This window comes from Achromobacter sp. D7-1, from assembly GCF_059760445.1.
The window spans coordinates 1-20,682 of the sequence record NZ_JCBAMT010000009.1 but is presented as its reverse complement, the minus strand read 5'-3'; the positions used below and the strand labels follow the sequence as shown (position 1 = coordinate 20,682).

Genomic DNA, 20,682 nt, shown 5'->3' with positions numbered 1-20,682 from the left:
ATCCGGGTCAAGCGTTACGGGCCGGGCTGCGCACTTTGCACGCGGCCTCGGACAAGATCGCCACGCACAGGTCGGCGTAGCTGATTCCCACCGCCTTGGCGGCCATGGGAACGAGTGAATGGCTGGTCATGCCAGGCGAGGTATTCATTTCAAGCAGCCACGGCCGGTTGTCGCGGTCGAGGATGAAGTCGGCGCGGCCCCAGCCTTCGCAGCCCAGCGCCTGGTAAGCCTGGACCGCGATCTCGGCGACTTCCGCGGCCACTTCGGGCGGCAGCGTGGCCGGGCAGAAGTACTGCGTGTCGTCGGAGAAGTACTTGTGCTCGTAGTCGTAATTGCCGCCAGGCGCGGCGATCTCGATGACCGGCAGCGCGCGCGCGGTCTTGCCGCCGCCCAGCACCGCCACGGTCAGCTCGCGGCCGGTGATGAACTGCTCGGCCAGCACTTCGGCGTCGAAACGGGCCGCTGCGGCGTAGGCTTCCTTCATGTCGGAATAACCCACCACCTTGGTAATGCCCACCGTCGATCCTTCGTGCGGCGGCTTGATGATCAGCGGCAGGCTCAGGCGGTCCGGCACCAGGCGCAGTTCGGTGTCGGCATCCAGCAATTCAAAGTCGGGCGTGGGCAGGCCGTGCTGCAGCCACACGCGCTTGGTCATGGTCTTGTCCATGGCGAGCGCGGACGCCAGCGGGCCGCTGCCGGTGTAGGGGATGCCCAGCAGTTCCAGCGCCCCCTGGATGGTGCCGTCTTCGCCATAGCGGCCGTGCAAAGCGATGAACACGCGGTCGAAGCCTTGGGCGGCCAGCTCGGACAGGCTGCGCTCGCCCGTGTCGAACAGGTGCGCGTCCACGCCGGCGCTGAGCAGCGCCTGGTGCACGCCCGCGCCCGACATCAAGGACACTTCGCGTTCGGCGGAGCGCCCGCCGTACAACACACCCACTTTGCCGAATTGCGTGCTCATGCCAGTTCTCCAACTTGGGCGGGGACCTTGCTGATCGAACCCGCTCCCATAACAATCACCACGTCGCCGTCGCGCACGAAATCGACCACGGCCTGCGGCAGCTCCGCCACGTCCTCGACGAACACCGGCTCGACCTTGCCGGCCACGCGCAAGGCGCGCGACAAGGCCCGGCCGTCCGCCGCCACCAAAGGCGGTTCGCCCGCGGCGTAGACCTCGGTCAGCAGCACGGCATCGGCGGTGCCCAGCACGCGCACGAAGTCTTCAAAACAATCCCGAGTCCGGGTGTAGCGATGCGGCTGGAACGCCAGCACGATGCGGCGGTCGGGCCAGGCGCCGCGCGCGGCGGCCAGCGTGGCAGCCATTTCCACCGGGTGATGGCCGTAGTCGTCGATCACCGTGAAGGTGCCGCCGCCATGGTTGGCCGGCACGGGGAAATCGCCCGTTTGCGTGAAACGACGGCCCACGCCGTGGAAGGAAGACAATGCCTCGCAGATGGCCTCGTCGGCCACGCCCAGCTCGGTCGCCACGGCGATCGCGGCCAGCGCGTTGCGCACGTTGTGCAGGCCCGGCAGGTTCAGTTCGACCTGCAGCGGCGGCAACAGGGTGTCGCGATGCGTGCGCTGCACGTTGAAGCGCATGCGCGTGCCCGCCGGCTGCACTTCGTAGGCGCGCACCTGCGCCTCTTCGTTCAGGCCATAGGTCGTGATCGGCCGCGACACGAAGGGCATGATTTCACGCACATTGGCGTCGTCCGAGCACAGCACGGCGCTGCCGTAGAACGGCAGGCGCTGCGTGAACTCGATGAAGGCGCTCTTCAGGCGCGCCACGTCGTGCCCGTAGGTGTCCATGTGATCGGCGTCGATGTTGGTCACGATGGCCATCACCGGCAGCAGATTCAGGAACGAGGCGTCGGATTCGTCGGCTTCGACCACGATGTAGTCGCCCTGCCCCAGGCGCGCATTTGCGCCCGCGGAATTCAGGCGGCCGCCGATCACGAAGGTCGGATCCAGGTCGCCGGCGGCGAGCACGCTGGCCACCAGGCTGGTCGTGGTCGTCTTGCCATGCGTGCCGGCAACGGCGATGCCGCGCTTCAGGCGCATCAGCTCGGCCAGCATGAGGGCGCGCGGCACCACCGGAATGCGCGCCGCGCGGGCGGCGATCACTTCGGGGTTGTCGCCCGCCACTGCCGTGGACGTGACGATGGCGGCGGCGCCGGTGACGTTGCTGGCCACGTGGCCGATCGCGATCTTCATGCCCAGGCCGGCCAGGCGGCGCGTCACCGCCGACTCGTTCAGGTCGGAACCGCTGATGGTGTAGCCCAGGTTGAGCAGCACCTCGGCAATGCCGCTCATGCCCGAGCCGCCTATGCCTACGAAATGGATGTGTTGAATTCTGTGTTTCATGATGAACGCCCCGCTGCTTGTTCACAGACGTCGGCGATATGAGCCGCGGCTTCGGGACGCGCATGCGCGCGGGCCCGTTCGGCCACGGCTTGGAGTTCTTGTCGGGAGCGCTGGCCCAGCCACTGCGCCAGCCATTCGGGCGTCAGGCCGGTCTGCGGCTGCAGCCAGGCGGCCTGCGCATCGCTCAGGAAGCGCGCGTTGGCGGTCTGGTGGTCGTCGATGGCATGCGGGAACGGCACGAACAAGGCCGCCACGCCTGCCGCGGCCACTTCGGACACCGTCATGGCGCCCGCGCGGCAGATCAGCAGGTCGGCATCGCCCATGGCGCCCGCCATGTCATCGATGAATGCGCGGCAGTCGGCTTCCACGCCCTCCTGGGCGTAGGCCTGCTGCAGCGCGGGCAAATGTTGTTCGCCAGCCTGATGCACCACCACCGGCCGGCTTTCCTGCGGCAGGCGCGCCAACGCCTGCGGCAAAGTCGTGTTCAGCGCCTGGGCGCCCAGGCTGCCGCCCACGATCAGCACCCGCAGCGGACCGCTGCGGCCGGCGTAACGCGCCGTCGGGTCCGGCAGCGCGCACAGGTCCGCGCGCACCGGATTGCCCATGGCCTCGCCCTTGGGCAATACGCCGGGAAAGCCGCTGAGCACGCGGCGGGCCATCCGGGCCAGCCATTTGTTCGCGGTGCCTGCGACGGCATTCTGTTCATGCACGACCAGCGGCGTGCCGCGCAGCGCCGCGATGACGCCACCCGGGAAAGCCACGTAGCCGCCCATGCCCAGCACCACGTCGGGCCGCACGTCGGACAAACGCGACCAGGCTTGCCCGAACGCGCGCAGCAGCAGGAACGGCAGCTTCAGAAGCGCCGAGGCGCCCTTGCCGCGCACGCCCTGGAAGCGCAACGGAACCAGCTCGATGCCGCGCGGCGGCACCAGCCGGCCTTCCATCTTTTCGGGATTGCCCAGCCACAGCACGCGCCAGCCGCGCTCGCGCAGCACATCGGCCACCGCCAGGCCCGGCATGATGTGGCCGCCGGTGCCGCCGGCCATGATCAGGATGGTGCGCGAGGCCGTCATACCCGCCCCCCACGCATCATGATGCGGTTTTCCACGTCGACCCGGATCAACATGGCCAGGGCGCACAGGTTCATCACCACGCCCGAACCACCGTAGCTCATCAGGGGCAGGGTCAGGCCCTTGGTGGGCAGCAGGCCCAGGCAGACACCCATATTGATGAAGGCCTGCACCCCGAACCACATCGCCACGCCATGCGCCACCAGGCCCGCGAAGGTGCGTTCCATGGCGATGGCCTGGCGGCCGATGTCGAATCCGCGGTAGACGATGATGGCGAACAGGGTGATGACCAGCATCACGCCGGCAAAGCCCAGTTCCTCGCCCACCACCGCCATCAGGAAGTCGGTGTGCGCTTCCGGCAGGTAGTGCAACTTTTCGACGCTGGCGCCCAGGCCCACGCCCAGCCATTCGCCGCGGCCCAGGGCAATCAGCGAATGCGACAACTGGTAGGCGCTGCCGTAGGCATTGTCTTCGTTCCAGGGATCCAGGTAGGCGAACAGGCGTGCGCGGCGCCACGGCGACAGCCAGATCAGCATCAGAAACGTGCTGACCAGCACCGCCAGCAGGCTGCTGAAGTACTTGCCGTTGATGCCGCCCAGGAACAGGATGCCGATGGCGATCGCCACGATCACCATGAAGGCGCCCAGGTCGGGCTCGAGCAGCAGCAGCATGCCGACGCCGGCCAGCGCGAACGCCATGGGCAGGAAGCCCCGCGCGAACGCCTGCATATGTTCTTGCTTGCGCACGGTGTAATCGGCGGCGTAGAGCAGCGCGGCCAGCTTCATCAGCTCGGAAGGCTGGAAGTTGAGCGGACCCAGCGGAATCCAGCGGTGCGCGCCGTTGACTTCGCGGCCGATGCCGGGAATCAGCACAGCCACCAGCAGCACGTTGGCGACCACGAACAGGGGCACGGCCAGACGCTGCCACACACGGATCGGCACCGCCAGCACCACGGCGGCGGCAAGCAGCCCGGCACTGATGAACAGGCCGTGGCGGATCACGAAGTAGTAGCGGCCATAGGACGCGTAGCGCGGGCCGTCGGCCAGCGCGATCGATGCCGAATACACCATCAGCAGGCCGAGCAGCAGCAAGGTCGATGCCGCGATGACCAGCGGCAGATCGAAATTGCGCATGCGGGTACGGCCGGGCCGTACGGCGTTGACGCTGGCGGTGAGATCGGCGATCAGGCTCATGCGACCTCTCCACGGTCGCGGGCCAGGTCTTCGACCTCTTCCACGAACACCTGTCCGCGATGCGGATAGTTGCGGAACATGTCCAGGCTGGCGCAGGCGGGCGACAGCAGCACGGCATCGCCGGGCTGGGCCAGTTCGGCGGCGCCGCGCACCGCGTCGCGCAACGTTTCAGCCATGACGCACTGCACCCCGGTCGACGCCAGCACGCGGCCGATCTCGGGACCGTCCTGGCCGATCAGCATCACGGCGCGCGCATGCTGCGTCACCCCCGGAATCAGCGGCGCGAAATCCTGGCCCTTGCCCTGGCCGCCGGCGATCAGCACGACCTGCTGGCCCAGGCCCTCCAGCGCGGCGACAGTGGCGCCCACGTTGGTGCCCTTGCTGTCATTGATGTAGTCGACGCCACCGATCGTGCGCACAAAGGCCGCGCGATGCGGTTCGCCGGCGTATTCGCGCAGCGCGCGCAACATCGCGCCCCAGCCCAGGTCCAGGCAACGGGCCAGTTGCAACGCGGCCAGCGCGTTCAGGGCATTGTGGATGCCGCGGATGCGCAAGGCGTCCACCGGCATCAGGCGGCTCATGCGGCCCTTGGCGCGCACAGGTTCAGGCGCGTCCTTCTTGCGACGCACCGGCGGCGCGGGCTCATCGAAATCGTTCGGTTCGCAGGCCACCAGCCAGGCCACACCCTGGCCCAGTTCCAGGCCCATGTCGCCGACCAGCTCCGGCACGTCGCGGCCGAAGCTGCGCACGTTCAGTGCGTTCAGGGTGGCGACCATGTCCACGGTATAGGGATCGTCGCGGTTGACGATGGCCACGCGCGCCATCTTCAGCAGACGGGCCTTGGCCTGGGCGTAGGCTTCCATGCTGCCATGCCAGTCCAGGTGATCCTGCGTGACGTTCAGCACGACGCCAGCGTCGGCCATCAGCGAGCGCGTGGTTTCCAGCTGGAAACTGGACAACTCCAGCACCCAGACTTGTGGCAGCGATTCCGCATCCAGCGCATCCATCAGCGCGGCCAGCGCCGCGGGGCTGATGTTGCCCGCCGCCACGACCGACAGGCCGCTGGCCTCGATCAGTTGACGCGTCAACGCGGTGACGGTGGTCTTGCCGTTGGTGCCGGTCACGGTCAACAGGCGCGGTCGGTACTCGCGCGTTTCGGCCAGGTCGGCCAGCGCGCGCGCAAACAATTCGATTTCGCCAACGATCTCGATGCCGCGGGCCTCGGCCTCGCGCAGCAGATCGGCCGCGGGAGGCTGAGCGGGCGCCAGGCCGGGGCTCAGCACCAGTTGGCTCACGCCGTCCAGCAGCGCCGTGTCGAAGGACTGATCGCAGCCCAGCCGGTATTCCACTTCGCTTTGCGCCAGCGCTTCGCGCAGCGCGGCCAGCCCGCCCGGTTCAGCGCGCGTGTCGGCCACGCGCAAGCGGGCGCCCAGGCGGGCGCACCAGCGAGCGGCGGCGACACCCGTCTCGCCCAATCCGAGGATCAGGACGAGCGGCGCGTCTGCGCGGGAGGTTTCCATCGTATTCATCGCAACTTCAGGGTAGAGAGGCCAATCAGCACCAGCATCATGCTGATGATCCAGAAACGCACGACCACCTGGGTTTCTTTCCAGCCACCCACTTCAAAGTGATGATGCAACGGGGCCATGCGGAAAATGCGTCTACCTGTTCCATAACGTCGCTTGGTGTACTTGAACCAAGTCACTTGCATCATCACGGAAAGGGTCTCGACCACGAACACGCCGCCCATGATGAACAGCACGATTTCCTGGCGCACGATGACGGCGATGGTGCCCAATGCGCCGCCCAGCGCCAGCGCGCCGACGTCGCCCATGAAGACCTGCGCCGGATACGCGTTGAACCACAAAAACGCCAGGCCGGCGCCGCCGATCGCGGCGCACAGCACCATCAATTCCGATGCGCCCGGGATATAGGGGAATAACAGGTACTTGGAATAGTCCACGCGGCCGACCACGTACGCGAAGATGCCCAGCGCGCTGCCCACCATGACGGTGGGCATGATGGCCAGGCCGTCCAGGCCGTCGGTCAGGTTCACGGCATTGCTGGTGCCGACGATGACGGCCCAGGTCAGCGCCACGAAACCCAGCACGCCCAGCGGGTAGCTCACGCTCTTGAAGAACGGAACGATCAGGTCGGCACGCGTCGGCAGAGGCATCGTGAAGCCGCTGCCGACCCAGGCCTTGAACAGGGGCCACAGTTCGGTATTGGCCGGCGCCGACACGGCGAACGCCAGATACACCGCGGCCACGATGCCGATGGTCGCCTGCCAGAAGAATTTCTGCCGTGCGGGCATGCCCTCAGGATCGCGATAAACCACCTTGCGGTAATCGTCCATCCAGCCGATCCAGCCGAAGCCGAAGGTCACCAGCAGCACCACCCACACGAAGCGGTTGGTCCAGTCCGCCCACAACAGCGTACTGATGGCGATGGAAATAAGGATCAGCACGCCGCCCATGGTGGGCGTGCCGGTCTTGACCAGATGGGTTTCCGGGCCGTAGGAGCGCACGGCCTGGCCGATCTTCATCTCGGTCAGTTTGCGGATCACGCGCGGACCGGCCACCAGGCCGATCAAAAGCGCGGTTGCGCACGCCAGCACAGCGCGCAAGGTGATGTATTCGAACACCCCCAGCGCGCGCACATCGTCAGACAGCATGCGGGCGATTTCAAGCAGCATTCTGCTCTCCCTGCCCCTTGGCCGTCACACCTTCATTCGTAGAAAAAGCCGTCACTACCCGCTCCATGCGCATAAAGCGCGATCCCTTTATCAATACGCAGGACGCGCGCAAGCCGCGCAAGGCGGCAACCACTTCGTCTACCGATGCGCAGGCGTGCGCCCCCACTCCGAATGCGGCCGCGGCCGCCCGGCTGGCTTCGCCTAGCGTGATGAACGCGTCGAGCCCTTGCTCGCGCGCGTAATTGCCCACCTCGACATGCATGGCGGGGCCGTTGTCCCCGACCTCGCCCATGTCGCCCAGCACCAGGACGCGCTTGCCGGCCATGCGGGCCAGCACGTCCACGGCCACGCGCACCGAGTCGGGGTTGGCATTGTAGGTGTCATCGATGAGCAACGTTCCGTCACTCATATGCTTGTGCTGCATGCGGCCCGCGACCGGGCTGAAACCGGACAGGGCGCGCACCGCGCCTTCCAGCGGCGCCCCCGCGGCGATCGCGCTGGCGATGGCCGCCAGCGCGTTGCGCAGGTTGTGCAGGCCCGGCACCGGCAGCGTCAAGTCGGCGACGCCCATCGGCGTGACCACGCGGCACCGCGTGGCGTGCACGTCCGCGAGGATCTGTTCGGCATACACGTCCAGGCCGGGCTGCAGGCCGAAGCGCAGCACCCGGCGCGGCTCGGCCAAGGCGTCCCAGATCGCCGAATAGGGTTCGTCGCCGGGATACACAGCAACGCCATCTTCGGGCAGCGCCGCGATGGCCGCGCCGTTCTCATGGGCCACGGCTTCCACGCTGTGCATGAATTCCTGGTGCTCGCGCTGGGCGTTGGTCACCAGCGCCACCGTGGGCGCGGCGATGGCGGCCAATTGCGCGATCTCGCCGGGGTGGTTCATGCCCAGCTCGAATACGGCTGCGCGGTGCTCCGGCCGCAGGCGCAGCAGAGTCAGCGGCACGCCGATGTCGTTGTTCAGGTTGCCGGCGGTCGCCAGACGGCCCGCCTCGCCCTGCCACTCGGCCAGCATGGCCGAGATCATTTCCTTGGTGGTGGTCTTGCCGTTGCTGCCGGTCACCGCCACCACGGGCAACGCGAACTGCGCACGCCAGGCGGCGCCGATGCGCATCAACGCGATGCGCGTGTCGCCCAGCACCAGTTGCGGCAGCTTGGCATCGGGCACGGCATGCGCCACCACGGCCGCGCAGGCGCCGCGCGCCTCGGCCTGGTCCAGATAGTTGTGAGCGTCGAAGTTCTCGCCCACCAGCGCCACGAACAGTTCGCCCTGGCCGATGCGACGCGTGTCGGTGGACACGCCCTTGACCTGCGGCACCAGCAGCGCCAGCCGCGCCCATTCGCGGTCATCGAAGGGCAGCTTCTCGCCTCCGATGTCCTGATAGGTTTCATGTCCCTTGCCCGCCAGCAGCACCACGTCATCGGGTGCTGCCGCCCAGATGGTCTGCATGATGGCGCGCGCGCGGTCCACCTGCACGTCGGGGCGCACGCTGTCGGGAATGCCGGCCAGGATCTGTTCGACGATGGCTTCGGGCGATTCGGTACGCGGGTTGTCGCTGGATACGACCACGTGGTCGGCCAGGTCCGCGGCGATACGGCCCATCTCGGGACGCTTGCCCGGATCACGCTCGCCGCCGCAACCGAACAGGCAGATCAGGCGGCCCGAGCGTGCGGTCGCGACGGCGCGCAGGGCGGACAGCGCCCGCGCCAGCGCGTCGGGCGTATGTGCATAGTCCACCACCACCAGCGCGCCGCGGCCCGTGGCGGCCTGGGTGCTGTGCGCCACCGGCTCGACGGTCTGCAGGCGGCCGTCGACGGGATCCGTCGCGGCCAGTTCGCGCGCGATCTGCGCAAACGGCAGGCCCAGTTGATACAGCACACCCGCCACCAACAGCAGGTTCGACACGTTGTGCGCGCCCAGCAGGCGGGTCACGATCTGGGCCTCGCCATGCGGCGACACCAACGTGAAGATCTGGCCCTGGGCAGTGGCCTGGAGATCGCGCGCGCGCATGCCGGCGGGAATCTCCGGGTCGGCGCTCAGGCTGTAGCCCATCGCCATGCCCGCGGGCAGACCGGCGATCAAGCGGCGTCCGGCTTCGTCGTCGGCGTTGATCACGGCGGCGGTCAGCCCCGGCCAACGGAACAGGCGCGCCTTGGCGGCCTCGTACCGCTCCATGGTGCCGTGATAATCGAGATGGTCGCGGGTCAGATTGGTGAAGGCGGCCAGCGCAACGCGCACGCCGTCCATCCGGCCCTGCTCGATGCCGATGGAGGATGCCTCCATCGCCACGGCCTTGGCGCCGGCGTCGCGCATGGCGGCCAGCGTGCGATGCACGGTCAGCACGTCAGGCGTGGTCAGGTCGCCGCCCAGCGTGCGCCCGTCGGGCAGCACGGCGCCCAGGGTGCCGATGGTGCCGCAAGGCTTGTCATTGCGGCTCAGCGCGTGGGCGATCCACTGCACCGATGAGGTCTTGCCGTTGGTGCCAGTCACCGCCACCACCGCCAGCTCGGCCGAGGGCCGGCCATACCAGGTGTCGGCCAACTCGCCCAGCAGGGCGCGCAGGCCGGTCACCGGCAGCATCGGGGCCTGGTCCGCCACGGCCGCGACGGCATCGTTGGCGGGGGCTTCGAACAACACCGCGCTGGCGCCCAGCGCCAACGCCTTCTCTATATAGAGACGTCCGTCGCTGGACAGACCCGGGCAGGCGACGAAAACATCGCCCGGCTCGATATCGCGGGAGTCCAGCTTGAGGTGCGCGGTCAACGACACGCGCGAATGCAACCACGCCACGGTTTCGGCAACCGTGGCGACAGGGTTGAAGAGGAAGCCTTTGGCGCTCATCTGCCTGGCTCCTTAAGACCAGCAACAATTGTGGATTCGAAGGGCGCGTCCGGGCGCACCCCCATCAGCCGCAAGCTCCCCCCCACGATCTGGGAGAACACGGGCGCGGCGATAGCGCCGCCGTAATAGCCGCCAACCGTCGGCTCGTCGATGGACACGGCCACGACGATCTTCGGATCCGACACCGGAGCGAAGCCCACGTAGGAGCTCCGATAGCGCTGCATGCTGTACTTGCCGTCGACGATCTTGCGCGCCGTGCCGCTCTTGCCGGCCACGCGATAGCCCTGCACCTGGGCAGCCTTGGTGCCTTCAGGACCAGCGGCGGCTTCCAGCATGCCGCGCACCATTTCGGTGGTCTTGGGCGTATAGATCTTGACGCTGGTAGGGTCGCTGTCGCGCTTGACCAGCGTCAGCGACACCATGTCGCCATTGCGGGCGAAAACGGTATAGGCGCGCGCCACCTGCAGCAGCGACACCGACAGGCCGTAGCCGTAGGCCATCGTGGCCTTTTCGATCAGGCGCCAGCGGTCCCAGGGGCGCAGGCGGCCGGGCGCCGCGCCGGGAAATCCCACCTGGGGCGCCTGGCCCAGGCCCAATTCGGTGAAGCGGTCCCACATCTCGCGGGATTCCAGCTTCTCGGAGATCATGGTCATGCCGATGTTGCTGGACTTGCGCAGTACGCCGGCCACGTCCAGCGTGCCGTTGCGGCTCACGTCACTGATCGTGCTGCCTTGGTATTGGAAGCGGCCATTGCCGGTTTCAAACAGCGTCTTGGTGCTGATGCGACCCAGGTCCAGCGCCAGCGCGGCGGTGAAGGGCTTCATGATCGAGCCAGGTTCGAACGTGTCGGTAATGGCCTGGTTGCGCAGCTTGGAACCATGAAAGGTTTCGCGCTTGTTCGGATCGAAGGTAGGCACGTTGGCCAGGGCCAGGATCTCGCCCGTGTGCACGTCCACCACCACGGCGGTCGCGCCCTTGGCCTGGTGCTTGTCCATGGCGTCCTTCAGAGCCTTGAACACCAGGTACTGCAAGCGCGTGTCGATGGACAGGCGCAGGTCGCGGCCATCCACTGGCAGGGTCACGGCCTGCACGTCCTCGATCACGCGGCCCAGCCGGTCCTTGATGACGCGGCGGCTGCCCGGACGACCCGACAACTGCTGATTGAACGTCAGTTCGACGCCTTCCTGCCCCTGGTCCTCGACGCTGTTGAAACCCACCACGTGGGCCATCACGTCGCCGTCCGGGTAATAGCGGCGGGTCTCCGGCTGCTGGTGCACGCCCGGCATGCCCAATTGCTTGATCTTGTCGGCCACGTCCATCGAGACCTGGCGCTTCAGGTAGACGAAGTTCTTGTCTTCGTCGACCAGGCGGTGGCGCAGATCGGCCAAGGGCGTTTCCAGCAGCTTCGCCAAAGTATCCATCTGCGCCGGGGTGGCCTGCTTGGCGTCTTCGGGAATCGCCCAGATGGCGCGCGCCGGCACGCTGGAGGCCAGCACCGCGCCATTGCGGTCCATGATCTTGCCGCGCGTGGCGGCCAGGGTCAGCGTGCGCTCATAGCGCCGCTCGCCCTGCTGCTGCAGGAATTCGGTGGACAGCCCCTGCAGGAACAGCGCGCGGCCGGCCAGCACGGTGAACCCGCCGAACAGCAGGATCAGCACCAGGCGCGCGCGCCACGTGGGCAATTGCCCGCGCAGCACGGGGTTGTCGAAGAAGGGGACGCGTTTCATTGCGCGCCTCCGCTGGCGGAGACAGGCGCCTGATTCATGTACAGCGTGCGGTCCGGAACGATGGAAATCATCTTCAGGCCGTCACGCGCAATCGCGTCCACCCGCGCGTTGCGGGCGAGTTCGGCGCGGTCCAGCTGCAGACGCCGCCAACTGGTTTCGAGGTCGCGTGCGTGCGCCTGATCGCGGCCCAGCTCGATAAAGAGCTGGCGCGACTGATACCGGCTGGTGACCAGGGAAATGGCCGACAGCATCAGTAAAGCCGCAACGATCAGGTTGACGCGACCCATTAGCGACGCCCCCCCTTGCCGCGGCGCGGCGCAGGAGCCAGATCGCTGCCCGGCAGCGAGCCGATCTTCACGAACGCAAAGCCGCCCTCGGCGGGCAGCGGCGTTTCGGTGCGTTCGGCAACGCGCAGGACGGCGGAGCGGGCACGGGCGTTGGCCGAGACCTCATCGTCTTCGGCCAGCACGCGCCCCAGGGAACGCAGGACCGGCTGCGGCATTTCGCTTTCCCGCAGGGGCAGGCGCGCATGCGCGGCAGCCGGACGAGCCGCCGCCGCGATGCACTGCTTGACCATGCGGTCTTCAAGCGAATGAAAGCTGATCACCGCCAACCTCCCTCCCGGGGCGAGCAGGTCTAGAGCTGCCGCGAGGGTGCGCGCGAGCTCTTCGAGTTCCCGATTGATGTAAATCCGTAGAGCTTGAAAGGTGCGTGTGGCCGGATGCTGCCCCTTTTCGCGCGTGCGGACGGCGCTGGCGACGCACTCGGCAAGTTCGAGCGTGGTGCGCAGCGGCCTTGTTGCGCGGCGAGCAGCAATCGCCTTTGCAACCTGAAAAGCAAACCGTTCTTCGCCATAATCCGCTATGACCTCCCGCATCTCATCCACACTGGCTTGCGCCAGCCAATCCGCCACCGTGGGACCACGAGTGGTGTCCATCCGCATATCGAGCGGGCCGTCTCGCATGAACGAGAAACCGCGCTCGGCATCGTCGATCTGAGGCGAGGAAACGCCCAGATCCAGCATCACGCCATCGACCTTGCCGATGCCGAGCTGCTCCAATTCTTCGGCCATGGTGGCAAAGCCGCCATGCACCACAGTGACCCTCGGGTCCGCTGCCGCCAACGCATTGGCTACGGCGATCGCCTCCGGGTCCTTGTCGAACACCACCAGCCTGGCAGCCTTGCCCAGACGGCCCAAAAGTTCGCGGCTGTGCCCGCCACGCCCGAAGGTGCCGTCGACGAAGACGCCGTCCTCCGCTCGCGTAGCCGCAGCCGGCCCGGCCTGCTGATGCGACCGTGCCGCGCCCTTGCCGCCGAAGTCGGGCAGCAATAACGCGTCCACCGTCGGCTCCAGCAGAACGGGCCGATGTTCGAATTCCATAACTTTTTCAGAACGAAAACTGATTCAACACATCCGGCATACCCTTGGCCAGGTCCTCAGCCTCGCGGCTGGCCAGGATAGCGGCGTCCCACAGCTCGAAGTGCGCGCCCAGACCGAGCAGCATCACATCGCGCGTCATACCGGAAGCGTTGCGCAGTTCAGGAGCGATCAGGACCCGGCCGGAGCCGTCCAGTTCCACGTCCTGAGCGTTGCCCAGCAACAGCCGCTGCAACGCGCGCGCCGTCATGGGAAAGGCGGCAATCTGCTCGCGCTTCTTTTCCCACTCCGGCCGCGGGTAGACCAGCAAGCAGCCGTCAGGGTGGCGTGTCAGGGTTAGCCGGCCATCGGCCTGCGACATGAGCGCGTCACGATGCCGGGTCGGAATCGAGATCCGTCCCTTGGCATCCAGCGTGAGCGCGCTGCTTCCCTGAAACACCACTTTTACCCCACTTAATTGCACAATTTCCTACTATTTCCCACTCTACGGTATGGGATCAGGGCGGTCAAGCGCGTGGTTGCAATTTTTTCAATCACAACAAGGACTTAGATCAATATGTAAATCCGCAAAAAGAAAAACCTCCCAATAAATCAGGAGGTTGCGGCACTATCTAAAAGTCCTTCTTCAGAAGTGGCAGCTAACAATGGCTTTGCATTGTTTTACGATCGGTCGATTGCTCCGATTGGCGAGGCTTTCCGCCGGACTCCGGGATTGTGACGATCGAAAAAGTGGCCGACCCGGCCCACGCGATGCCAGGCTCCGGTTCGAACCTCGCTCGCGTTGAGAATGAGTTGCAAGACGGGTCTATAGGCCGGATTCTGTACACCAGGTTTCCCTGGCGGACGATCATTCCTCTGCGCGGATCATTGCTGAGCCGCTCTAGCCATCTACCCGCATGCTCGGACGGAGCCGCCCTTCGCGATCCGAAGACCGCACGCATGCCTATTTGATGTTGCTCCGGGTAGAGGTTGCCGCGTTTCACCCTGCGATGCCGCCGCCCGTTGCCGGACGGCGCGATACGGAGATGGCCGTATCTGTGCGCGCGATGCGCGCCCACCCCGCAGACTCGTCTCTGTGGCCCTATTCCTCAACCGCGCCCGAAGACGCGGCCGGACGGCCGTTAGCCGTTACCCTGCCCTGTGGAGTCCGGACCTTCCTCGATGGATTCGCATCCACCACGATCGTCCGACCCGCCTTGCGGTGCGTATTCTATTACACCCGGCGGCCCTGTCCCCGAAGACGCCGCCGCACGGGCCGCCCAAACGGCGTTCCGGGGTTCCTGCGACAATACGCCTTGATCCGCTCAGACGCCGCAGACACTACCCACCACATGGCCCTTGCTACTCTCATCACCCTTACCGACATCCAGCTGGCCTATGGCCACCATCCGCTGCTGGATCACGCCGATTTCGCCATCCAGGCCGGCGAGCGCATCGGCCTCATCGGCCGCAATGGCGCCGGCAAGTCCTCGCTGCTGAGACTGCTGGACGGCAGGACCCAGCCGGACGACGGCGATATCGCCCGCAGCTCCGGACTGCGCGTGGCCACCGTCGAGCAGGAACCTGAGCTGGACGAAAACGCCACCGTCTTCGATGTCGTCTGCAATGTCGAGGGCGATCATGAAGACTGGCAACGCCCGTCGCGCGTGCGCTCGGTGCTCGAAAAACTCGGCCTGCCGGCCGACGTGCAGATCGCCGGCTTGTCTGGCGGCACCCGCAAGCGGGTCGCGCTGGCGCGCGCCCTGGTCGATGAGCCGGATCTGCTGCTGCTGGACGAACCCACCAACCACCTGGACTTCGAAGGCATTGCCTGGCTGGAGGACATGCTGCGCTCCTGGAAAGGCGCTGCGGTCATCATCACCCACGACCGCCGCTTCCTGGATTCCGTCGCCACCCGCATCGTGGAACTCGACCGCGGCCGGCTGCTGAGTTTCCCCGGCAACTTCTCGCAGTGGCAGGAGCGCAAGGCCCAGTGGCTGGAATCCGAGCGCCTGGAACAAGCCCGCTTCGATAAGCTGCTGGCGCAGGAAGAAATCTGGATCCGCAAGGGCGTGGAAGCCCGCCGCACCCGCAATGAGGGCCGCGTGCGCCGCCTCGAACAGCTGCGCGTCGATCGCGCCGAACGCCGCGAGCGCGTCGGCGACGTCTCGCTGGCGCTTGCCGAAGGCCAACGCTCCGGTAAGCTGGTCGCGGAACTCGATCATGTGAACAAGGCCTTTGGCGACAAGATCGTGGTGGACGACTACTCCACCACCATCCTGCGCGGCGACCGCATCGGCATCATCGGCCCCAACGGCGCCGGCAAGACCACCCTGCTCAAACTGATCCTGGGCGAAATGCAGCCGGACAGCGGTACGACCCGCCTGGGCACCAATGTCGCGGTCGCGTATTTCGACCAGATGCGCGCGCAGCTGGATGAAAACGCCACGCTCGTCGACATCATCAGCCCGGGCAGCGAATGGGTCGAAATCGGCGGCGCACGCAAGCACGTCATGAGCTACCTGGGCGACTTCCTGTTCTCGCCCGCCCGCGCCGGCTCGCCGGTGCGCAGCCTGTCCGGCGGCGAGCGCGCGCGCCTGCTGCTGGCGCGCCTGTTCGCCCGTCCCGCCAACGTGCTGGTGCTGGATGAGCCCACCAACGATCTCGACATCGAAACGCTGGAACTGCTGGAAGAGTTGCTGCAGGAATACCAAGGCACGGTGCTGCTGGTCAGCCACGACCGCGCCTTCCTGAACAACGTCGTCACGCAAACCATCGCCTACGAAGGTGATGGCCGCTGGCGCGACTACGTAGGCGGCTACGACGAGTGGGTCGCCCAGCGGCCCGCGCCGGCGGCCCCCGCCGAAGAGACCGCCCCTGCCGCCCGGCCTGCCGATGACGCCGCCGCGCGCGCCAAGGCAGCCCGGCCCAAACCCCCTAAGTCCTCCAAGATGAACTCCTGGGAACTGCGCGAACTGGAGGGGCTGCCCGACGCCATCGCCGCGCTCGAGGCGCAACAGGCCGAGCTCGCCGGCAAGCTCGCCGACGGCAGCCTGTACCGCGACGCGCCGGCCGAGGTCGAACGCATCAACGGCGAACTGGCCAAGCTGGAAAGCGAACTCGAAGAGCGCTTCGCCCGCTGGGAATTGCTGGAAGCACGGCGCGAAGGCGCGCTGTAATCAGCTTGTCTCTATATACATATAGAGGCGCGTAAAAAATGCCCCCGAAAATTCGGGGGCATTTTCACGTCTCGGACCTGCCGCCTGGGCCGCGGCGCAGCCGCCTAGCCGCGTGCGCGCCAGGCCAGCGCCTCGCCTGCCGCCAGCGGAACCAGCGTCGTATTGCCGAACGGGATCTCCTCGGGCACCACATAGGCCTCGCGCACCAGCGTCAGCGTGCCGGTGTTGCGCGGCAGGCCGTAAAAGTCCGGGCCATGGAAACTGGCGAAACCTTCCAGCTTGTCCAGCTTGCCGACGGCGTCGAAAGCCGTCGCGTACAGCTCCATGGCATGCAAGCCCGTATAGCAGCCGGCGCAGCCGCAGGCATGCTCCTTCAGGCCGCGCGCATGCGGGGCGCTGTCGGTTCCCAGGAAAAAGCGCGGGCTCCCGCTAGTGGCCGCTTCGACCAGAGCGAGGCGGTGGGTTTCGCGCTTGAGGACGGGCAGACAGTAGAAGTGCGGCCGCACCCCGCCCTGGAAAATCGCGTTGCGGTTGTACAGCAAGTGCTGCGGCGTGATAGTGGCGGCAATCGGGCCTTCGGCGTCTCGCACGTACTCGGCACCCTCTTTCGTCGTGATGTGTTCGAACACCACTTTCAAGGCGGGAAAGGCGCGGCGCAGAGGTTTCATCACGCGCTCGACGAAGATCGCCTCACGGTCAAACAGGTCGATCGACGGGTCCGTGACCTCGCCATGCACCAACAACGGCATGCCGCATTTTTCAAGCGCTTCCAGCGCCTTGGCGCACTTGCCCAGCAGATCGGTCACGCCGGCGTCCGAGTTGGTGGTGGCGCCTGCGGGATAGAGCTTCACGGCGTAGACCTGGCCCGACTCGTAAGCGCGGAAGATCTCTTCCGACGTGGTGTTGTCGGTCAGGTACAGCGTCATCAGCGGCGTGAAGGCGTCGGGGTTGCCACCCGCCTTCTTCAAGGCCTCCAGGATGCGGTCGCGATAGGCCAGCGCCTGCTCGGTGGTCGTGACCGGCGGCTTCAGGTTGGGCATGATGATGGCCCGCGCGAACTGGCGCGCGCTGTCCGCCACCACGGCCTCCAGGGCAGCGCCGTCGCGCAGGTGCAGATGCCAGTCGTCCGGGCGAGTAATGGTGAGCTGAGTCGTATTTTGAGTAGACATGGTTAGGCTTCTTAATCTGCCAGCGGCATGCCCCGTTCGGCCAGCGCGCTGAACATCGCGCTGCCCAAGGGAATGACGGCATCGTTGAAATCGAAATGCGAGTTGTGCAGCACGCAGCCGGAATCGGCTCCGCCCTGGCCCAGCCGGAAGTATGCGCCAGGCTTGCTCTGCAACATGAAAGAGAAATCCTCGGAGCCCATCGATGGCGTCAGATCGCGCACGACGTTCTCCTTGCCTATCATCTCGGTGGCGATGTCGGCCACCAGATTGGCATGCTGCGGCGTGTTCAAGGTCGCCGGATAGATCCGTTCGTAAGTCACCTCGGCGCTGCCGCCGAAGGCGCTCGCGATAGCTGACACCAGTTCGCGCATGCGGCTCTCCACCATTTCCTGGACGGATTTGCGGAAGGTGCGCACCGTGCCCACCATCCGCGCTTCGCGCGGAATCACGCTCATCGCGCCGGGATGGCCCGCCTGCAAGGATCCAATGGACACCACCGCCGAATCCAGCGGATTCACGTTGCGCGACACGATGGTCTGCAAGGCCGTGATGATCTGCCCGGCGATCGTGACGGGATCGATAGTCTGGTAAGGATGCGCGCCGTGGCCGCCGCGCCCGGTGATCAGGATCTCGAAGCGATCCGCCGCGGCCATCATCGGCCCGGGATTGATGCCTATCGTGCCCGGCTTCAAGCCCGGCCAGTTGTGCAGCGCATAGATCGCATCGCACGGAAAGGTATCGAACAGTCCGTCTTCCAGCATGGCGCGCGCGCCGCCGCGGCCCTCTTCGGCGGGCTGGAAAATCAGCACTGCCGTTCCGTCGAAATTGCGCGTCTGCGACAGGTACTTGGCCGCGCCAATAAGCACCGCGGTGTGGCCGTCGTGGCCGCAGCCGTGCATCAGACCGGGCTTGGTCGACTTGTGGCCGAAGTCGTTGTCCTCGGTCATGGGCAAGGCATCCATGTCGGCGCGCAGGCCTATCATGCGCCCGCTGTCGCAGCGTTTGCCGCGGATGACACCCACCACGCCAGTCTTGCCGATGCCGCGATGCACCTCGATCCCCAGCGCCTCCAGCGCGCCGGCCACGATGCCGGAAGTCCGTACCTCCTCGAAGCCCAGTTCGGGGTGCGCGTGCAAATCGCGCCGCAGCGCCGTCAATTCGTCATGAAAAAGGCGAATTGATTCCAAAGGAGATCGTGCGTACATAGGAGGTTACAGAATGACGATGTAGGGAGGACAGTCCGTGCATTTTAGTTGCTACAGAGGATAAATGCCTTTGTCTTTACGGGAGAGACACGTTATGCTCCGGCCGCAGGACAATTTTTCCAACAGCCAGAGAAGGAGCGCCGCATTATGGCCACAACCTCCAAACCCGCGACCGCGCGCAAGCCGAACGCTGCATTCATGAAGCCCCTGACCCCCAGCGCCGAACTGGCTGCTGTCATCGGCTCGGAAGCCGTGCCGCGTACCGAGGTCACCAAAAAGATCTGGGAATACATCAAGAAGCACAACCTGCAAGATGCCAGCAACAAGCGCAACATCAACGCCGATGCCAAGCTGCGCCCGATCTTCGGCAAAGATCAGGTCACGATGTTCGAACTGACCAAGCTGGTCAACGCACATCTGAAGTAAGCAGGCAAAGGGCGTACCCCGTACGTCCCTGCCTACATATCGTCGCGACGCCCCGGTTCATTCCTGGGCGAGCTCGCCTCCCCAGCGCAGCTTTCAAGCATCGCGACAGCCACGCCGCCACCTCACCGACATGGCCCGATTCCCCACACCAGCATTCCCCGAAAGCCAAGCCTGGCGCGCCTCTTCAGGCAGTTGGTAGCGCTTCTTGCAAGCTCGCATCTAGCGGCTGGTAGCTGCACGAACAACCCCAGGCTCGGCGGCGTCACGAGCATCCACATGCGCGGCGCCATGCACGGGCAAGCTCCTGCGCCTGCAGGCTCACGCAAGGTCCTGAACCGCGCGCCTGTCTCTTGTTCGCTGCTGCACGCACGCGCACGATAGGCGCGCAGCCGTGGTGCAAGCCCAACAAAACAAAAGGCCGGCATGTGCCGGCCTTTTGCTTGAACGCACGCCGTCAGGCGTAGGTGGTCGGCGCGGAGCCTTCCAGCAGCGACAGCCAGCCCTTGATCAAGCGATACAGCACCCAGATCACGGTCGCGGCCAAGCCGATCCAGCCGATGAAGATCAAGGTCGCAATACCGCTGATGGCCAGCCACAGCAAGGCCCACCAGAAAGTACGCAGCAGCCAGTCAAAATGAGCGGCATAGACGGTGCCTGCGGCGTCCGAGCGCTTCAGATACATCAGCACCACGGCCGCCAGCGTGGCGATGCCCAGGAATCCACTCGTCAGGAAGCCCAGGGCGTACAAGCCATAGGCCACGTGGGTCAGCGTGCGCAGGTCTAACGTCGTTCCGGGCACGGGGGTCTGGGGATCACTCACGATAACGCTCCAACGAATTGACTCGGTCAATCTTACCGCACAAAGCCACCCCGCCCACGGCCGTTGTTATTTGTGCACATTCAATGCTGGCGCGGCTTGCAGCCTGATTGACGGTGCGCAAGCACCAAGCAAAAGCCCGTGCCACGCGCTCACGCGTCTGCCACCGTCAGACAGTGCGCACGCCTGGCAGCAGCGCCCGCGACAAAGAAAAAACCCCGCAGCGCGAGCTGCGGGGTTCCTGGAATCAAAGCCTGACAATGACCTACTTTCACGGACGTCCGTCCACTATCATCGGCGCAAAGGCGTTTCACTGTCCTGTTCGGGATGGGAAGGAGTGGGACCACCTTGCTATGGTTGTCAGGCGTAACTGCTTGAGTGCCGGCCCTGCCTGGGCAAACGCTCCAATCCTGTCGAGAGACCGATGAATGCGCCTGGAGCAAGTCTCGACAGGCGGCCGCCATGGGCTCTCACAAAGACAAAACCCCACAGGGGTTACCTGTGGGGTTCTGCGGAATAAAAGCTTGACGATGACCTACTTTCACAGACGTCCGTCCACTATCATCGGCGCAAAGTCGTTTCACTGTCCTGTTCGGGATGGGAAGGAGTGGGACCAACTCGCTATGGTCGTCAAGCGT

General features: G+C 65.9%; 16 protein-coding genes, 2 rRNA genes and 1 other RNA gene. 2 read left to right on the top strand and 17 right to left on the bottom strand.

What is annotated here, in order from left to right:
- Positions 1–7 precede the first annotated feature (7 nt).
- From AC6LKD_RS06005 to rnpB, 12 genes are all read right to left on the bottom strand, one after another.
- Positions 8–958, bottom strand: coding sequence for a D-alanine--D-alanine ligase (locus AC6LKD_RS06005; protein ID WP_013391530.1), 951 nt, complete (start codon positions 956–958; stop codon positions 8–10).
- Positions 955–2,361, bottom strand: a complete 1,407-nt coding sequence (gene murC, locus AC6LKD_RS06000; protein ID WP_013391529.1) for a UDP-N-acetylmuramate--L-alanine ligase — start codon at positions 2,359–2,361, stop codon at positions 955–957. Before murC ends, AC6LKD_RS06005 begins: the two co-directional genes overlap by 4 nt.
- Positions 2,358–3,434 carry an undecaprenyldiphospho-muramoylpentapeptide beta-N-acetylglucosaminyltransferase gene (gene murG / locus AC6LKD_RS05995; RefSeq protein ID WP_498115523.1) on the bottom strand — a complete coding sequence of 359 codons (1,077 nt, stop codon included), beginning with the start codon at positions 3,432–3,434 and terminating at the stop codon, positions 2,358–2,360. The genes murC and murG overlap by 4 nt, the downstream gene beginning before the upstream one ends.
- Positions 3,431–4,624, bottom strand: coding sequence for a putative lipid II flippase FtsW (gene ftsW, locus AC6LKD_RS05990; protein ID WP_013391527.1), 1,194 nt, complete (start codon positions 4,622–4,624; stop codon positions 3,431–3,433). Before ftsW ends, murG begins: the two co-directional genes overlap by 4 nt.
- Positions 4,621–6,153 carry a UDP-N-acetylmuramoyl-L-alanine--D-glutamate ligase gene (murD, locus tag AC6LKD_RS05985; protein WP_498115522.1) on the bottom strand — a complete coding sequence of 511 codons (1,533 nt, stop codon included), beginning with the start codon at positions 6,151–6,153 and terminating at the stop codon, positions 4,621–4,623. The genes ftsW and murD overlap by 4 nt, the downstream gene beginning before the upstream one ends.
- Positions 6,150–7,319: a phospho-N-acetylmuramoyl-pentapeptide-transferase gene (gene mraY / locus AC6LKD_RS05980; protein WP_013391525.1), complete on the bottom strand. Its 1,170-nt coding sequence runs from the start codon at positions 7,317–7,319 to the stop codon at positions 6,150–6,152. The genes murD and mraY overlap by 4 nt, the downstream gene beginning before the upstream one ends.
- Positions 7,309–10,164 (bottom strand): bifunctional UDP-N-acetylmuramoyl-L-alanyl-D-glutamate--2,6-diaminopimelate ligase MurE/UDP-N-acetylmuramoyl-tripeptide--D-alanyl-D-alanine ligase MurF, encoded by a 2,856-nt coding sequence (gene murF, locus AC6LKD_RS05975; RefSeq protein WP_492275961.1) that lies wholly within the window; start codon positions 10,162–10,164, stop codon positions 7,309–7,311. Before murF ends, mraY begins: the two co-directional genes overlap by 11 nt.
- Positions 10,161–11,891 (bottom strand): peptidoglycan D,D-transpeptidase FtsI family protein, encoded by a 1,731-nt coding sequence (locus AC6LKD_RS05970; protein ID WP_013391523.1) that lies wholly within the window; start codon positions 11,889–11,891, stop codon positions 10,161–10,163. Before AC6LKD_RS05970 ends, murF begins: the two co-directional genes overlap by 4 nt.
- The gene (gene ftsL, locus AC6LKD_RS05965; RefSeq protein WP_207472113.1) at positions 11,888–12,178 is read right to left on the bottom strand and encodes a cell division protein FtsL; all 291 of its coding nucleotides are present in this window, start codon (positions 12,176–12,178) and stop codon (positions 11,888–11,890) included. Before ftsL ends, AC6LKD_RS05970 begins: the two co-directional genes overlap by 4 nt.
- Entirely contained in the window at positions 12,178–13,272 is a 1,095-nt protein-coding gene (rsmH, locus tag AC6LKD_RS05960; RefSeq protein WP_498115521.1) for a 16S rRNA (cytosine(1402)-N(4))-methyltransferase RsmH, read from the bottom strand. Before rsmH ends, ftsL begins: the two co-directional genes overlap by 1 nt.
- A gap of 7 nt (positions 13,273–13,279) precedes the next feature.
- A complete protein-coding gene (gene mraZ / locus AC6LKD_RS05955; protein WP_192492682.1) occupies positions 13,280–13,708 on the bottom strand; it encodes a division/cell wall cluster transcriptional repressor MraZ in 429 nt (142 codons plus the stop codon).
- A gap of 353 nt (positions 13,709–14,061) precedes the next feature.
- Positions 14,062–14,467, bottom strand: an RNA gene (gene rnpB, locus AC6LKD_RS05950) — RNase P RNA component class A.
- A gap of 133 nt (positions 14,468–14,600) precedes the next feature.
- On the opposite strand from rnpB, the gene AC6LKD_RS05945 reads away from it, so the two are divergent.
- A complete protein-coding gene (locus AC6LKD_RS05945; RefSeq protein ID WP_013391520.1) occupies positions 14,601–16,427 on the top strand; it encodes an ATP-binding cassette domain-containing protein in 1,827 nt (608 codons plus the stop codon).
- 104 nt (positions 16,428–16,531) lie between these two features.
- On the opposite strand, the gene pyrC is transcribed toward AC6LKD_RS05945, so the two are convergent.
- Both pyrC and AC6LKD_RS05935 read right to left on the bottom strand, forming a co-directional pair.
- Positions 16,532–17,596: a dihydroorotase gene (gene pyrC / locus AC6LKD_RS05940; RefSeq protein WP_498115520.1), complete on the bottom strand. Its 1,065-nt coding sequence runs from the start codon at positions 17,594–17,596 to the stop codon at positions 16,532–16,534.
- An 11-nt stretch (positions 17,597–17,607) separates the two neighbouring features.
- On the bottom strand, positions 17,608–18,801 hold the full coding sequence (locus tag AC6LKD_RS05935; protein WP_013391518.1) for a M20 aminoacylase family protein: 1,194 nt from the start codon (positions 18,799–18,801) through the stop codon (positions 17,608–17,610).
- 147 nt (positions 18,802–18,948) lie between these two features.
- Here AC6LKD_RS05935 and AC6LKD_RS05930 point away from each other — a divergent pair, with 147 nt between their 5' ends.
- Positions 18,949–19,227, top strand: coding sequence for an SWIB/MDM2 domain-containing protein (locus AC6LKD_RS05930; protein WP_006217453.1), 279 nt, complete (start codon positions 18,949–18,951; stop codon positions 19,225–19,227).
- Positions 19,228–19,681: 454 nt separating this feature from the next.
- Here the strand turns inward: AC6LKD_RS05930 and AC6LKD_RS05925 are convergent, their stop codons facing one another.
- The 3 genes from AC6LKD_RS05925 to rrf (AC6LKD_RS05915) form a co-directional block, all read right to left on the bottom strand.
- Complete coding sequence (locus AC6LKD_RS05925) at positions 19,682–20,047, bottom strand: DUF4870 family protein (protein ID WP_013391517.1); 366 nt, start codon at positions 20,045–20,047, stop codon at positions 19,682–19,684.
- A 249-nt stretch (positions 20,048–20,296) separates the two neighbouring features.
- A 5S ribosomal RNA gene (gene rrf, locus AC6LKD_RS05920) occupies positions 20,297–20,409 on the bottom strand.
- A gap of 157 nt (positions 20,410–20,566) precedes the next feature.
- A 5S ribosomal RNA gene (gene rrf, locus AC6LKD_RS05915) occupies positions 20,567–20,679 on the bottom strand.
- Positions 20,680–20,682: the final 3 nt, after the last annotated feature.

Excerpts from the sequence above, each read along its gene's own strand:
- AC6LKD_RS06005 (WP_013391530.1), bottom strand. The coding sequence starts at position 958 with ATGAGCACGCAATTCGGCAAAGTGGGTGTGTTGTACGGCGGGCGCTCC.
- murC (WP_013391529.1), bottom strand. The coding sequence starts at position 2,361 with ATGAAACACAGAATTCAACACATCCATTTCGTAGGCATAGGCGGCTCG.
- murG (WP_498115523.1), bottom strand. The coding sequence starts at position 3,434 with ATGACGGCCTCGCGCACCATCCTGATCATGGCCGGCGGCACCGGCGGC.
- ftsW (WP_013391527.1), bottom strand. The coding sequence starts at position 4,624 with ATGAGCCTGATCGCCGATCTCACCGCCAGCGTCAACGCCGTACGGCCC.
- murD (WP_498115522.1), bottom strand. The coding sequence starts at position 6,153 with ATGAATACGATGGAAACCTCCCGCGCAGACGCGCCGCTCGTCCTGATC.
- mraY (WP_013391525.1), bottom strand. The coding sequence starts at position 7,319 with ATGCTGCTTGAAATCGCCCGCATGCTGTCTGACGATGTGCGCGCGCTG.
- murF (WP_492275961.1), bottom strand. The coding sequence starts at position 10,164 with ATGAGCGCCAAAGGCTTCCTCTTCAACCCTGTCGCCACGGTTGCCGAA.
- AC6LKD_RS05970 (WP_013391523.1), bottom strand. The coding sequence starts at position 11,891 with ATGAAACGCGTCCCCTTCTTCGACAACCCCGTGCTGCGCGGGCAATTG.
- ftsL (WP_207472113.1), bottom strand. The coding sequence starts at position 12,178 with ATGGGTCGCGTCAACCTGATCGTTGCGGCTTTACTGATGCTGTCGGCC.
- rsmH (WP_498115521.1), bottom strand. The coding sequence starts at position 13,272 with ATGGAATTCGAACATCGGCCCGTTCTGCTGGAGCCGACGGTGGACGCG.
- AC6LKD_RS05945 (WP_013391520.1), top strand. The coding sequence starts at position 14,601 with ATGGCCCTTGCTACTCTCATCACCCTTACCGACATCCAGCTGGCCTAT.
- pyrC (WP_498115520.1), bottom strand. The coding sequence starts at position 17,596 with ATGTCTACTCAAAATACGACTCAGCTCACCATTACTCGCCCGGACGAC.
- AC6LKD_RS05935 (WP_013391518.1), bottom strand. The coding sequence starts at position 18,801 with ATGTACGCACGATCTCCTTTGGAATCAATTCGCCTTTTTCATGACGAA.
- AC6LKD_RS05930 (WP_006217453.1), top strand. The coding sequence starts at position 18,949 with ATGGCCACAACCTCCAAACCCGCGACCGCGCGCAAGCCGAACGCTGCA.